Here is a 13,527-nt window from a genome sequence, read left to right on the forward strand (position 1 = left end):
GCTAACTGCGATCGCAGTTATCAGAGGCGGTTCTCAAAGTTATTTCAAAGATTAGCCTAGAATAAGCCGCAGTCCACTAATATTGTTGAATCAACACGTTTCAGAGCGTGCTTAAAAATAGATGAGCAAAATTATTGCGCTGTTCAACCAGTCAGGTGGCGTCTCCAAAACCAGTTTGACAATGAATTTAGGCTACCATTTGGCGAAGCGTTCGCAAAAAGTCTTGTTAGTAGATATGGACCCCCAAGCCTCACTTACCGCCTTCATGGGCTTGGAGCCATCTGAGTTGCAGGAAACTGTCTACGAGTCCATTATGAACGGTTCTGACGCGGCGCTCCGCAAAAACCTTCACAACATGGACTTGCTCCCTTCTAATATTAATTTGAGCGGAGCAGAGCTGGAACTGGTGGTGGCTGACATGAGAGATAGTCGGCTAAAAGAAGTCATTGACCCCCTTAGCTCGAACTATGACTTCATATTGATAGACTGCCCTCCTTCGCTAGGCATCCTATCCTATATCAGTCTAGTTGCATCCACTCACGTCTTAATTCCGATTCAGACTGAATATAAAGCTCTCAAAGGAACCGAATTGCTGTTGCAAACCATTGCTCGCGTCAGAAAACGCGCTAATCGTTCATTGCAGATTGCTGGAGTGATTCCGACGCTGTACGATACCCGTACTGTACAGGCCTTTCAAAGTTTGCAGTCAATTACTACTTCTCTGGAGAAGATTGGTGCGATTTACCCTGCCGTGCCTCGGACTGTCGCTTTCGCCGATGCGTCACAGCAACACGTACCTCTGGCCGTGTACAATCCAAAACATCCAGCCGTCGCCGTACTCGATACTATTGCACAAGGACTCTTAGCTCTGGCATGAATCAAAAGCGCGACAGTCAGCCTTATCAAATCAAAGGGGTTGAGGCTCTATTAGGAACCAGCGACAGCGAAGATGCCGCATCCTCCCTTGTCTCAATACACAAAATTGTCTTGCCCCAGCAGCAGCCACGCCGCTATTTCGATCCGACAGCTATGCAAGAACTGGTGGAGTCAGTCAAGCAGCTAGGGATTCTGCAACCGCTCCTGGTACGCCCCATAGATGGCAACAAGTACGAATTGGTAGCGGGAGAACGGCGCTATCGAGCCGCGTCGTCGTTAGGCTTGACTGAAGTTCCTGTCGTGATTCGGGAACTGACAGACACAGAGGCTCTGCAAATTGCACTGCTGGAGAACTTGCAGCGGGAAGATTTGAATGCGATTGAGGAAACTGAGGGAATTCTGCAATTGCTGGCAATGAAATTGAACTCTACCTCTTCGTCAGTTATTGCTTTGCTCGGAGCGGCCGCGCACCCGGAACGCGCCGGTGTGGATAACGTTATTCACAGCTCGGAGTGGGAAATAGTAAGCGATATATTTGCACTCGTCGGGAAGTACACTCCAGAGAGTTTCCGAACCAATCGCCTCCCGTTGCTGAACCTGCCAGATGATGTGATTGGAGCGCTGCGGAAAGGACAGATTGAGTATACCAAAGCCAGAGCGATCGCCCGAGTTAAGGATAGCTCAGAGCGCTTCCAATTGTTAGAAGAGGCGATCGCTCTCGACCTCTCCCTGACCCAAATCAAACAGCGCATTGCCGATTTAACAGCGAAAAGTACAGGCCCGGCGACAGCACCAAATCACTCACTTAAAAGTCGCGTAGATGCAGCTTATGGCAGAGTGAAAAAGTCTAAGGTTTGGGATGACCCCAAAAAGCAAAAGAAACTAGAGAAGCTGTTAGCTGAACTGGAAGCTTTGGTGGGTGAGGGATTGGAAAAATGAAGCGGATTTTAAAGTAAAACTACTTAAATTCACATTAATTTAAGCTGAGTGAACTACCTACACTGTATCGGCAGGAGCAGTGTAGGCTTCTGTTTTAGAAAAACTTCAAATGTTCTCTGTCCTTATTCGGCTGTACCTCATATCGGTTGAAAACAATTTCGGTTTTTCTCGCCTGAAAACAATTTCGCTTTTTCTCGCCTTAGATCCCGCCACTAATTCTGGGTACAGACTTCAGTGGCGGGATCTAAGGCGTAATAGTTAAAAATCCGGCTTTGGGAAAAAATCTGTGCGACCTAAAAATAACGACAAAAAGCTAGTGTCATTAGTATGGTTTTTAGTCTCCCTGTTCATCTCTTCGTTTCTGAGTGCAGTTGGATTATTTCTCAGCCTCTGGGTCATCGTACCAGCGACCACACTGTCCCTGTTTCCTTTGGCAGTGGGAGCGCCAGAAATTAGCCCTTGGCTTGTAGGTATTAATGCGATCGCCCGAATGCTAACCATCTTCAGACGACAACAAGGCTGGTTCTGCAACACATCCCTGGTCTGTAGCCTGCTTGCCCTGAGCCTCAGCCTAATCCCCCTGCTACAGTTCCCAGCAGCCAATACACGGATCACGGCCGAAGTCCAAGCAGTTTTGGGGGCAGATTATTTGGCCGCCGTTCCTCAAATTGAACAGGCACAACTACACCCTCAACCGTTTATCCTAGCAGATGCCTTCCGGGGAATTCCCCGTCCGGGAAGTTCGCATGAATAACGGCGTTGTATTTGCTTTCCCCCGATCAAGTGAAACTGCTCTGTCGTATATCAAAACCCATGCCGATGAGTGGTTCATTGATATTGACAGAATTTCTCTGATGGGAAGGTCAGCCGGTGCCCATTTAGCATCGCTTTATGCTTATCGTTCAACTACAGTTCCAATTCGGGCAGTAGTGAATTATTACGGGCCAAATGACCTGCTCCGGGGATATTATGACCCAGCTTTTCCCGACCCGCTAAACGTCCGAGCTATTCTGCGTGCCTTTCTGGGAGGAACCCCCGACAAATTAAGAGAGCTTTACCATGAAGCTTCTCCTATCAATTATGTTAAACCCAACCTTCCCCTTCTCTACTGGTTTATGCAGGTCGCGACCATATAGTTGGGGCCTAGTTTGGACGCTCTCTACGAACAATTACAAGCCACTGGAAACCGTGCGGTAATGGTCGAAATTCCTTGGGCTGAACACGCCTTTGATGCGGTTTTTAATGGTGTGAGCAATCAACTGGCTTTGTATTACACAGAACGCTTTTTGGCTCCTGCTCTGAAGTCTTCTAATTACCAACCAAAATAAAGAAAAATCCTCAAAAACGAGCATGAAAACCTGCTCGACTTTAGTCCAGGGATCAAAGGCAGCAGGAGAGTTTAAATTATGGCTGCGTAAATTTTTAGCAGGGAGCTGATACGTAAATGAACACGTAACAGCCGTGAGGCTCCGAAAGCTTTATGTCCCCAGCTTCAAGACGCAACAAAAGACGCCAACTTCTGGAACTGTACGGAAACCGCTGCCACTGGTGCAACAAGTCGATGCAGAAATCAGAAAGAACCATCGAACACTTACTCCCGAAAAGCCGAGGCGGGTCTAACGCACTCTCCAACCTGCGTTTAGCCTGCTTCAGTTGCAATAATTCGCGTGGAAATAGCCTCTTGCCTCCTCCCGGCAAGAATTTACGCACACAAAGAGCTCAACCACATGAGAAAATAGCTTAGGATTTTCGCACGATCACAAATTTTCATAGCTAATAAACAAACTAACTTGCTCCTCAAAAAAGTCGCATGGATGACCTAGATGGACGGTTAAGCGCTCTAATTGCAGAGGTGCGCCACAACCCAGCTAAAAGTAGAAAATGGCGAACAGCCATGAACAAGCTGTTATTGCAAATTCAGCAACTACCAGGAGTCAAAAAATCAGCTCATCCAAATTATCCTGCTGCCCTCAACCTTACTTTAGAATGGGTGAGTCGCGAGATTGCTAATTTTGAGCCGCGATCACCTTCAGTTTCAAAAAGTTTTGTCAACTGGATCAACGGCTACCTGGGTTGGCGAATTAAAGATTTGTACTCTCCTGACAAAGATGCTCCAATTAGTTTAGATGCACCGATCGCAGCAGATATTGGTAAAACAACTCGGCTCGAACTATTACCTGATTTTACGCTCAGCGGGTTGGATGGCATGATTGAAAGTGCTCAGAAAGAAACCACTCAGCGAATTGGTCTCCAACTAGAACTTTACATAGAACAAGATCCAGAAGGCAAGCTAAGAAATAGCTACCCTCGTTCTAACCCGGAGTGCAACTGCCAATTCCTCAGCAAAAGAAGAGTGTTAAAAGAACCCCCGGACAAGTTTAAAGACTTAGCAAAAGAGTTAAACGTTAAGTACACAACTCTGAATTCTCACTGGGATAGAAAATGTGAACCTTCGTTGCAAGAAATAGCCCGCACTCTAGGATATGAGCAGGAACCAAAACCATGAACATTGCAGAACTCCCTCTATTAACAGTACCGCTAGAGTTAAAAGCTCACGAAATGGCGCGACAGTTGGCAGCCGTTCAAAGTACAGTCCAAAAAGGAAAACGAGTTTACTTGAATGCACTGGCAGTTTACGCAGTTCACAGATATTTAAAATGGCTGCAAATTGAAACCGATTTGGAAGGTTCTGATAGCTTCAATCAAGTAAAAACAGCGCTAGCTAATGTCGCTGACTTGCTAATTACTGGCATTGGTTCCTTAGAATGCCGCCCAGTTTTACCTGGTGAAACAAGCATTTTCTTACCCGAAGAAGTAATAGAAAATCGGATTGGATATGTGGGAGTACAGTTTAGCGATCGCCTTGACTCCGTGCAACTATTGGGATTTGCTCCAAGCTTAGATAGCTCAAATCCACCGCAACAACTCGCGGTAGCAGAACTGATGCCGATCGACGCTTTAATTGAACAGATTACTCGTTTAGAAGAAGCGATCGCCTTCTTAGAAACTGACGATCCAGTGGCGGTACAGGTGCGCTCTCAGATAGAAACTCAATCGCAGAGCAATATTGTTGCTCAATTCGAGCGTATTTATCGAACTTGCGAGGAGTACGAGTGGCGGTACGCAGCGGGAGAGATGTTAGCCGGGAGTGCCGCAGGAGGGGAGTTTACTCGTGAAAGTGCGGATAGCGCCGACACTGATTTACAAGATTTAGCCGAAGCACTGCTGGAAAAGTTAGCAGAAATATGGAGGGATGCTGCGTAATTTTGGAGCGGATAGCTGATGTGTATATGTAGTATCCCCTTCGTAACCTGTAAAGAATATGGCAAAAGGATTCGGCCCGAAGAAAGCTCCCCAAACGACAAAACGCCAGACAGCTTATTTCAAGCTGATTCAAGCGCTCCTCCAATGTCCTCGCGGTAAGGAACTGAAAATTTTAAGGAAGCACCCGGACTTGGTGGATGTTGGTTTGGTGGAAATGATGGAAATGGTCGCTACAATTCTGGTAGCACAGAGGGAGATTTCTGGTGCTAATTTGTTAATCGATTTGGCTGATTTTTTATACAGGTCTTACATAGGAGCAGATGGCTCACCAGTAACAGGCACTTTTGTTAAAGCTCCGGCTTTATTGTGGGAAGTATTGCGGACAATTTTATTAAAAGGGGACGAACAAACAGCTTACCAGATACTAGCAATTAACTCAGACAAACTGAATGAATATTTTTTGCTGCAATTTCGCCTCTGGATAGATTGTACGCTCCTGAGAACCCCGCAAAAACTAAAAAAAGCGATCGCACTTTTACTGATATCTTTCTGCAAAATGCTCTGGCTGTTTCCACTGGGCATTAGGGCAATTAACCTGGAAATTGCGATCGCAGGTTTTGAAGGAACTGCCAAGATTTTGACTCGTGAGGTTTTACCCCAAATTTGGGTGCAAATCCAAAGCGATTTAGCTCCAGCATACCGCAATCGGATTTGGGGCGATCGCTCCGAAAACCTTGAAAAAGCCCTAACCGCTTGCACCAATGCTTTGCAAATTTTCACTCGCGACACTTCTCCCCAAGAGTGGGCGATGGTGCAAAATAACCTCGGTCTTGTTTACAGTGACCGAATCGTCGGAGATGAAGCTGAGAATTTAGAAAAGGCGATCGCCTGTTTTGAAGGAGCCCTGCAAGTGGTTAGCCGCGATCGAGATCCTGAACTTTGGGGAACACTGCAAAATAACCTGGCACTTGCTTACACTCGCCGAGTTGAAGGAGAGCGAGCGCAAAATTTCGAGAAAGCGATCGCTTGTTATCAAGTTGCCTTAAAAGTTCGCACTGATTCTGATTGGGCTAGTAGCCAATTTCACCTTGGTCTTGCCTATAGCGAAAGGATTTTAGGGGACAAAATCCAGAACCAGGAACGGGCGATCGCAGCCTACCAAGCCGCATTACAAATTTATACTCCCGAAACCTATCCAGAAAGATGGGCTAAAACCCAGTTAGATTTGGGTTTTGCTTACCGCAAATTGGCACAAATTGCTAATGCTTTAACCTGTTTTCAAGCAGCTTTAAAAGTTTTTACTCCTACTTCGTTCCCTAGAGAGTGCATCGAAACCGGACTTGAGTTGGGAAAGGTAGCATTGGCTACTGGCAAAAAGGCAGAAGCTTTTGAAGGTTTTGAGATTGTAATTGAAGCTGTAGAGATGCTCAGCCGTTGGGGTGATTCTGAATCTTTACATCAAGAAATTCCTGCAAAGATTTCTGCTTACACACAAATAGTAGCGCTTTGCATGGACTGTGGAGAACTAAAAAAAGCTAGAGAATATGCTGAACGCTCAAGTTATCCTTTTATTTTAGACCTACTAGAAAATGTTCAGATCCAGCAAATAACTTCAACTTCACAGTTTCTTATTAAAGTTTTAGACACCGTTGCCCAAAGCGAAAATAATTCGCAAGCTTTGTACCAGCTTCTAGAAGCCAACCTAGATAAACTGGACAACAGTTTTGTAGAACGATTAAGTCTAATAAAGTTTGATATATCTCACTTAGGGCCAGGGGAAGCAATCAATTTAGCGGCAAGAGTTCTCAACTTTAGCAGCCTGATTGAAGATTTTCCCGAAGGCAATGCAGAAAACAACCGGAAGATTGCTAAGACAGGCTACGAAGTTGCTGCTACTGTTTTTACCGAAGAAGACTTCCCCGAACAATGGAATTTTATTCAACATAAAATTTGCCCTAATTTACCCTTTGAATTATTGGAAGTTATTTCCGAAAGTCAAGGTAAAATTCGAGTTGATACCTTACTAGAACATGAGCGAGAGCAACTTGAGAAGTATTTTGTTAAAATAGCGCAAAAACTTCTATCGTTCAAAGCTGATCCAGAACCCATAGACGAACTTTTTATCAAGTGGGTACAGAAAATATTGCTTGACGCTAACCAAGAGCAACTTGACGAAATTTTTGTTAAGGAGATGCCAGATGAAGCCGATGCTATGCTATCTGAAGTCCCCCCTGAAAAAAGAAAAGAAATTGCTTCTGGTATTTTGGCTTTAAGTTGGCACATCCACCAATTAAAAAAAGGGAATGAGGCTAATAATTTAGAAATTGCGATTACAGGTTACGAAATTGCTTCCACAGCCTTAACTCGCGAATCTACTCCAGAAGAGTGGGCACTTTGTTATATGTTACTCGGTAACACTTACCACCGTCGTTTTAAGGGCGATCGCGCCGAAAATCAAGAACAAGCGATTGCTTACTGTCAAGATGCCCTACAAGTATTTACCCGCGAAGCATTTCCGAAAAAGTGGGCAACGATTCAAAATACATTATCTCTTGTCTATGACAACCGAATTCGGGGAGATCGGTTAGAGAATGCAGAATTGGCGATCGCGGCTGGCGAAGCTGCAATGGAAGTTCGCACCCGCGAAGCAATGCCTGAAGAATGGGCCCAAGTGCAAAACAATTTGGGCATCGTTTACTGCGATCGCATCTGCGGCGACAAGGCGGAAAACTTGGAACAAGCGATCGCCTGTTATGAAAATGCCCTGTTATTCCGCACCCGCGAAGAATTTCCTCAACTTTGGGCGCAAACTCAAATGAATCTGGCATCTGCTTACCGCCAGCGACTTCATGGCGATTGGGTAGAAAATGTTGAGAAGGCGATCGCAGCTAACAAAGAAGCATTACAAGTTTACACTCAAGACGAGTTTCCCGTAAATTGGGCTAGAGTAAAAATGAATCTGGCTAATGCTTATTTGCATCGACTTCAGGGCGATCCAAATGAGAATTTAGAAATAGCTATTGCCGCCCATCAAGCTGCCTTACAAATCTTTAACCAGGATGAGTTTCCTACAGAGTGGGCTATGGTTCAAATGAATCGGGGCAATAGCTACCTCAGCCTTGAGCGAAACGAAGAGGCGATCGCCTGTTATCGAAAAGCAATGGAAGTCTTCACGCCAACTGCTTTCCCCTTTGAATGTCATAAAACTGGAGAAATGCTAGGAAACAGAGCATTTGTAATGGGAGATTGGCAGTTAGCCATTGAGGGATACGGTATCGCGATTGAAGCCGTAGAAACCAGCCGTACTTGGGCAACTTCTGAATTTCGCCGCCAAGAGATTTTGTCAGAGGCGATCGACATTTATGCAAACATCGTGCAAGCTTGTATCAATAACAAGCAGTTAGATAAAGCTGTTGAATATGTAGAGCGATCGCGCTCTAAACGCCTCGTAGACTTAATGGCAAGCAATGATCTCTACTCAAGTGCAGAAATTTCTGCTGAAATTCAAGAGTATTTACAGGATTTTGAACGCCTACAGCAACAAATTGACCAGGAACGAGGGCGCAATCAACCTAGCAACGACTTTGATAATAGCAAACTTGATAACAGCCGTGCAGCACTAGCAGCTTACAATCAAACAATAGCTGATCGGGAAGCTGAAAAACTCCTAATTTGGGAACAACTTCGTCGCTTAGATCCGGTGCTTGCGGGTCAAATTCGAGTCAATCCTCTCAAATTTCCATCCATCCAGCAGCTTATCGACAAACCCACCACTGCAATTATTAGCTTTTACACCACTGTTAGCGACACCTTTATCTTCGTAGTGCGGCAAAACGAGATTACCCTGCAAAGTTGCGCTGATTTAGGATTTGAGACTTTGCACGGATGGATTTTCCAAAATTGGTTAGGACAATATGTTGAAGATAACAATTCTTGGAAAGAAGAGTTCGTTGGGATGTTAACTGAACTGGCACAACAGTTAAATTTAAACGAACTCTTCTTATGGCATTTAGAAGGAATTTCGGAACTGATTATAGTTCCTCATTTTGCCCTTCACCAAATCCCCTTCGCTGCACTACCCATCGGAGACAACCGATATTTAGGAGACAAGTTTCTCATTCGTTACGCACCTAGTTGTCAAGTCTTAGAATTCTGCCAGCAACGCCCTTCCCCCGGCAATAATCTAAACTGTGGCACTATTGAAGATGCGACGGGCGACTTGCCTTGCGCCAGCTTTGAAGGAGAGCAAATCGCAGTTTTTTATAGTATCCCAGACAATCAACGCTTAAAAGGTCGCCATCAAGCTACTGTTAGTAACTATCGAGAACTGGCGCAAACCGTCCAAATCCTCCACTCTAGCCACCACGCCCAGTCGCGCTTTGACAATCCCTTTGAATCGACATTAATTTTAGGAGATGGCTGCATTACTTTAGGTCAGCTAATGACTCCTGCATGGCGTCTCCCTCAGTTGTCGGATGTATTTCTTTCCTGCTGCGAAACAGGATTGGGATTGAGTGAAATTACTGGTGATATCCTCACTTTTTCAACTGCTTTTTTGTCGGCGGGAGCCAGAAGTGTTATCAGTACGCTTTGGGCTGTCGATGATTTAGCTACGGCGCTTTTCTCCATTTTTTACTATCAAGAGTGGCAGCAGGGAAAGAATCGCCCAGAAGCTATGAGACAAGCTCAAGTTAAGTTGCGAGAGCTTACGGGCAATACCTTAGCTGCTAGTTATAAACCCCAACTCACAGAACTTTTGAAACAGAAACGTGAAGAAACCCACACCCTCCGCAAAATATCCGAGGCAGAACGAAAAGCTTGCTCCTCCGGTTCCTCAGAATATCAGCAATGGGATGAAGAATACAAAAAGTATGATAAAATTGGCAAACAAATTTATTTATCTCTCAAAAATTTAGATAAATATTGTCAAGAATTAAAGCCGTTCTCTCACCCTTTTTACTGGGCCGCTTTTACCTGCACTGGGATTCGGTAAAATAGACTATTAAAGAGGAATTTAGCAACACCTGAATAAACCAGTATAGCAGTTCGTTCAAGCATTAGTTAGGAAAGTTCAACTAATTCCGCAGGAGCCTCACGTTTCACCGCAACGGGAGAGTGTGAGAGGAATGGGGGTAAAAGTTGGGGGTTCGATACCAGGTGCAGATTTGGGTTCGACTGCTTTAACAGTAGTGAGAGGAATGGGGATAAAAGTTGGGGGTTCGATACCCCCAACTTTTACAATTTCTTGGCTAGTATTCGCAGATAATCTCGCTCACAAATCATTTTGAGTCCTAAATACTGTATCGCAGTATTTCAACCATATTTCCTTGGACTAGGAGTGTGAGACGAGAGTTAACAGTTTCGGTAAGTTTCCCCATAGTCTTGTAGTCGATTATTATCCGAACATATAAATCTAAACTTAGCGTACCAAACCAGCCAGCAGCCCCGACGCTTCCCGCTGCAAGCTCTGCCGATTGTCATCGTAGCAATTAAGGACGTTCGAGCTCGTATGGCGGCTCAACTTCTGCGCCATTCGCGTATTGCCGTTGCTTGCATCTAACAGCGTCGTAATTGCAGCGTGGCGTATTCTGTGCGGGCTGATTCTTTTAGGAATTCCCGCAGCGGAGCAAGTTGAGAAAACAAGCTTGTAAATAGCGTACCCGCTCAACCTCAACCCGTATTCCCGCTTTGTCAAAGCAATAAATAAAGGATCGAGGGGCATTGCAGCTCCCCGCACGCTCAGCCAATCAGAAATCGCATCTGCCGTCGCGCTATGCAAGTCAATTAGCTGCGCTTGAGTTCCCCTACCTTTGCCGTAAATGTTCAGAGTTCGGGCTAGCGGGTCAAAGTCGCCTATATTGGCTCCGCCGAGCTCCCCCCGGCGCAACGCATTGTCCCACAGCAGCCGGAGAACTGCATAGTCGCGCTTTCCCTGGGGTGTACTCCGGTCAGGAATGGACAACACCGACTGCATCGCCGCCACATTCTCAGAAGCAACTCGGCCAAACCCTGTAGTATCCCGGTAAGGAACCACCTTCTCTCCTTCAACATCTACCAAACTCCACTCGCACTCGCCCACCTTGCGAGCAAAATTCACCAAACTTTTGATCGCCGCCAGCCGCCGATTAATCGTCGCTTCCTTGAGTCCCTTGTCGATTAGTTTGGCTTTATACTTGAGAACCACCGCGACAGCGGCGAAGCGGTTCAGCCGTAGGAACTCGCGCACCAATGCCGGGTGCGGTTCCTGCCCCGTCATTGTCGCAAAGAAATCGTACAAGTCTTTCTCATAAGCACGCCTAGTGTTGACAGAGCGCTTGGCAGCTAACAGCTCTGCCACTAGGTCGCGCGTCGAAGCTATTTCTCCAAAGGAATTAGCAGCGTGTTCTAAGTCCATAGCCGGTCTGATAATTTGCCTTTCCAGACCAGATTACCCGATCGAGAGGTGCAAATAGCACAAGATTCAACCTTGAAAGACAACTTGAATACGTGCAGAAAATTTGCTGGGCTGTAAAAATACTCAGTTTCAATTTTGAGTCTCAACACTACTTATAACTAAAATTTATTGACGATTTGACGATTCTCCTGAACTTCCCTGTTTGTAAAGGTTTCAACTTCTAAGCTTCATTGACGATTTTTGACATTGTTTTTGACGATTCTCCCCAAATGCTTTCCAACTATAAGTTTGGGGAATAGCCCCTCTGTTTTTGACGATTCTGACGATTGGTTGATCGACCTGTCGCGATCGTCATTGACGACTTGCGCCTGACATGATCCGGTCGCCACTGCTATCTGATTGACAATCGTCAATGACGATTCTGAATTGTCAAAGCTGTTATTGACGATTGAAGTGCTTATGGAGTAAAAGTTTTAGGGAATCGTCAAATCGTCAACGCTAATTTTAAGCTTTTGCAAAAAAGGGATCGGCAGGCATTCGCGATCACACTCGGGAGCAACTAACTTCCCTGTAGCGTTTTGAACCAGCATCCGACATAACCTTGGCTTTTGAGGACTTGATGCCTCACGAGTGTCCTAACTCAAGGTCACGACAAATTTTCTTTGACGATTTGACGATTCTTCTAAACTATCGTATTTATAAGGCTTTCAGCTTCTAACTTTCATTGACGATTATTGACATTGTTTTTGACGATTCTCCCCAAACGCTTTTTCAGCATGGATTTTGGGGATATACTGCAAATTTTTGACGATTTTGACGATTGCTTGACGCCCATCGCCCTATCAAGCTGGCAGGGAAACCGATTGTCCTTGTTATCGCGGGAGCGGGCGATCGTGAATTTATTGGGATGTGGCTGGGGAATCGTCAATGACGATTTTCAATCGTCAAAGCTGCTATTGACGGGGGAACTGCTTGATGTGTAAGAGTTTCAAACTATCGTCAAATCGTCAATGCAATTTTTAAATTAGCGGTAATTAGATGCCGGATAGTCCGCCGCGATCGTCCACAACCAACTTGCACCCCAGCATTTTCCGCTTTTCTCCTAACACAGCTTCTACAAAGGGGTTGGGATTCAGTGTCAAGCCGTGAACCAGAGCGCGACTAAAAAAGAAATTTTCTTTGACGATTTGACGATTCTCCTAAACTCTTCTATTTATAAAGCTTTCAGCTTCTAGCTTTTATTGACGATTATTGACATTATTTTTGACGATTCTCGATAAACGCTTTCTCTGCAAGGGCTGTGGGAATGTACTGCGAGTTTTTGACGATTCTGACGATTGCTTGACAACCTCTGGTGGACAAGCGAACTGCCACTATCACATGAACTCGATGTAAGCGAATGAGCAGGACTTACGCAGTTACTCTATATATAGTTATTTAATGTAGACTTTAATTTAATAAAACACTATATATACCGTTTTTTGTAAGTCCCGCGAGTAAGGTCAACAATGAATCGTCAATGACGATTCTGAATCGTCAAAGCTATTACTGACGATTGAAGTGCTTACGGGGTAACAGTTATAGGGAATCGTCAAATCGTCAACACAAAAATAGGACACCACACCATATAATATGGTGCTATATAGTGCTTGATGTAATTACCGTGAGTAACGTCAGCAGTGAATCGTCAATGACGATTCAGAATCGTCAAAGCTGTTATTGACGACTAAAGTGCTTACGGGGTAACAGTTATAGGGAATCGTCAAATCGTCAACACAAAATTTGGTGTACTTGGAGTTTTCTATGATTCTGACGATTGCTTGACGAGTCCAGCTTGCCGAACTAGCAGTTTGTAGGTTGCCGCTGTTACCAGTATGCTCACCTGCGGGCGATCGTAAATCTCTTGGGATGTGCTGAGGAATCGTCAATGACGATTTTCAATCGTCGAAGCTGTTATTGACGAGGGAACTGCTTGATGTGTAAGAGTTTCAAACTATCGTCAAATCGTCAACGCAATTTTTCAACTAGCGGTAATTAGGTATCCGGTGACAATT

Annotated in this window: 12 protein-coding genes; 10 read left to right on the forward strand and 2 right to left on the reverse strand. The window is 45.0% G+C overall.

Features of this window, described 5'->3' with window-relative positions:
- Window positions 1-121 precede the first annotated feature (121 nt).
- From QUA00_RS05510 to QUA00_RS05550, 9 genes are all read left to right on the forward strand, one after another.
- A complete protein-coding gene (locus QUA00_RS05510) occupies window positions 122-877 on the forward strand; it encodes an AAA family ATPase (RefSeq protein ID WP_333054914.1) in 756 nt (251 codons plus the stop codon).
- On the forward strand, window positions 874-1,815 hold the full coding sequence (locus tag QUA00_RS05515; RefSeq protein WP_333408960.1) for a ParB/RepB/Spo0J family partition protein: 942 nt from the start codon (window positions 874-876) through the stop codon (window positions 1,813-1,815). The genes QUA00_RS05510 and QUA00_RS05515 overlap by 4 nt, the downstream gene beginning before the upstream one ends.
- Before the next feature lie 286 nt (window positions 1,816-2,101).
- Window positions 2,102-2,569, forward strand: a complete 468-nt coding sequence (locus QUA00_RS05520) for a hypothetical protein (protein WP_333408961.1) — start codon at window positions 2,102-2,104, stop codon at window positions 2,567-2,569.
- Window positions 2,562-2,951: a hypothetical protein gene (locus QUA00_RS05525; protein WP_333408962.1), complete on the forward strand. Its 390-nt coding sequence runs from the start codon at window positions 2,562-2,564 to the stop codon at window positions 2,949-2,951. Before QUA00_RS05520 ends, QUA00_RS05525 begins: the two co-directional genes overlap by 8 nt.
- A 12-nt stretch (window positions 2,952-2,963) precedes the next feature.
- Window positions 2,964-3,143 (forward strand): hypothetical protein, encoded by a 180-nt coding sequence (locus QUA00_RS05530; RefSeq protein ID WP_333230114.1) that lies wholly within the window; start codon window positions 2,964-2,966, stop codon window positions 3,141-3,143.
- A 152-nt stretch (window positions 3,144-3,295) separates the two neighbouring features.
- Window positions 3,296-3,559, forward strand: coding sequence for an HNH endonuclease (locus tag QUA00_RS05535; RefSeq protein ID WP_333121326.1), 264 nt, complete (start codon window positions 3,296-3,298; stop codon window positions 3,557-3,559).
- 66 nt (window positions 3,560-3,625) lie between these two features.
- Entirely contained in the window at window positions 3,626-4,321 is a 696-nt protein-coding gene (locus QUA00_RS05540; RefSeq protein ID WP_333408964.1) for a hypothetical protein, read from the forward strand.
- A complete protein-coding gene (locus tag QUA00_RS05545; protein WP_333408966.1) occupies window positions 4,318-5,079 on the forward strand; it encodes a DUF1822 family protein in 762 nt (253 codons plus the stop codon). Before QUA00_RS05540 ends, QUA00_RS05545 begins: the two co-directional genes overlap by 4 nt.
- 58 nt (window positions 5,080-5,137) lie before the next feature.
- Window positions 5,138-10,072, forward strand: coding sequence for a CHAT domain-containing protein (locus QUA00_RS05550; protein WP_333408967.1), 4,935 nt, complete (start codon window positions 5,138-5,140; stop codon window positions 10,070-10,072).
- A 426-nt stretch (window positions 10,073-10,498) separates the two neighbouring features.
- Here QUA00_RS05550 and QUA00_RS05555 read toward each other — a convergent pair whose 3' ends face one another.
- Window positions 10,499-11,473 carry a tyrosine-type recombinase/integrase gene (locus QUA00_RS05555; protein WP_333408968.1) on the reverse strand — a complete coding sequence of 325 codons (975 nt, stop codon included), beginning with the start codon at window positions 11,471-11,473 and terminating at the stop codon, window positions 10,499-10,501.
- 746 nt (window positions 11,474-12,219) lie between these two features.
- Between QUA00_RS05555 and QUA00_RS05560 the strand changes: the two genes are divergently transcribed.
- A complete protein-coding gene (locus QUA00_RS05560) occupies window positions 12,220-12,456 on the forward strand; it encodes a hypothetical protein (RefSeq protein WP_333360261.1) in 237 nt (78 codons plus the stop codon).
- Window positions 12,457-13,146: 690 nt separating this feature from the next.
- On the opposite strand, the gene QUA00_RS05565 is transcribed toward QUA00_RS05560, so the two are convergent.
- Complete coding sequence (locus tag QUA00_RS05565) at window positions 13,147-13,401, reverse strand: hypothetical protein (RefSeq protein ID WP_333360258.1); 255 nt, start codon at window positions 13,399-13,401, stop codon at window positions 13,147-13,149.
- Window positions 13,402-13,527 lie beyond the last annotated feature (126 nt).

Source organism: Microcoleus sp. T2B6 (assembly GCF_036700475.1).
GTDB lineage: Bacteria > Cyanobacteriota > Cyanobacteriia > Cyanobacteriales > Microcoleaceae > Microcoleus.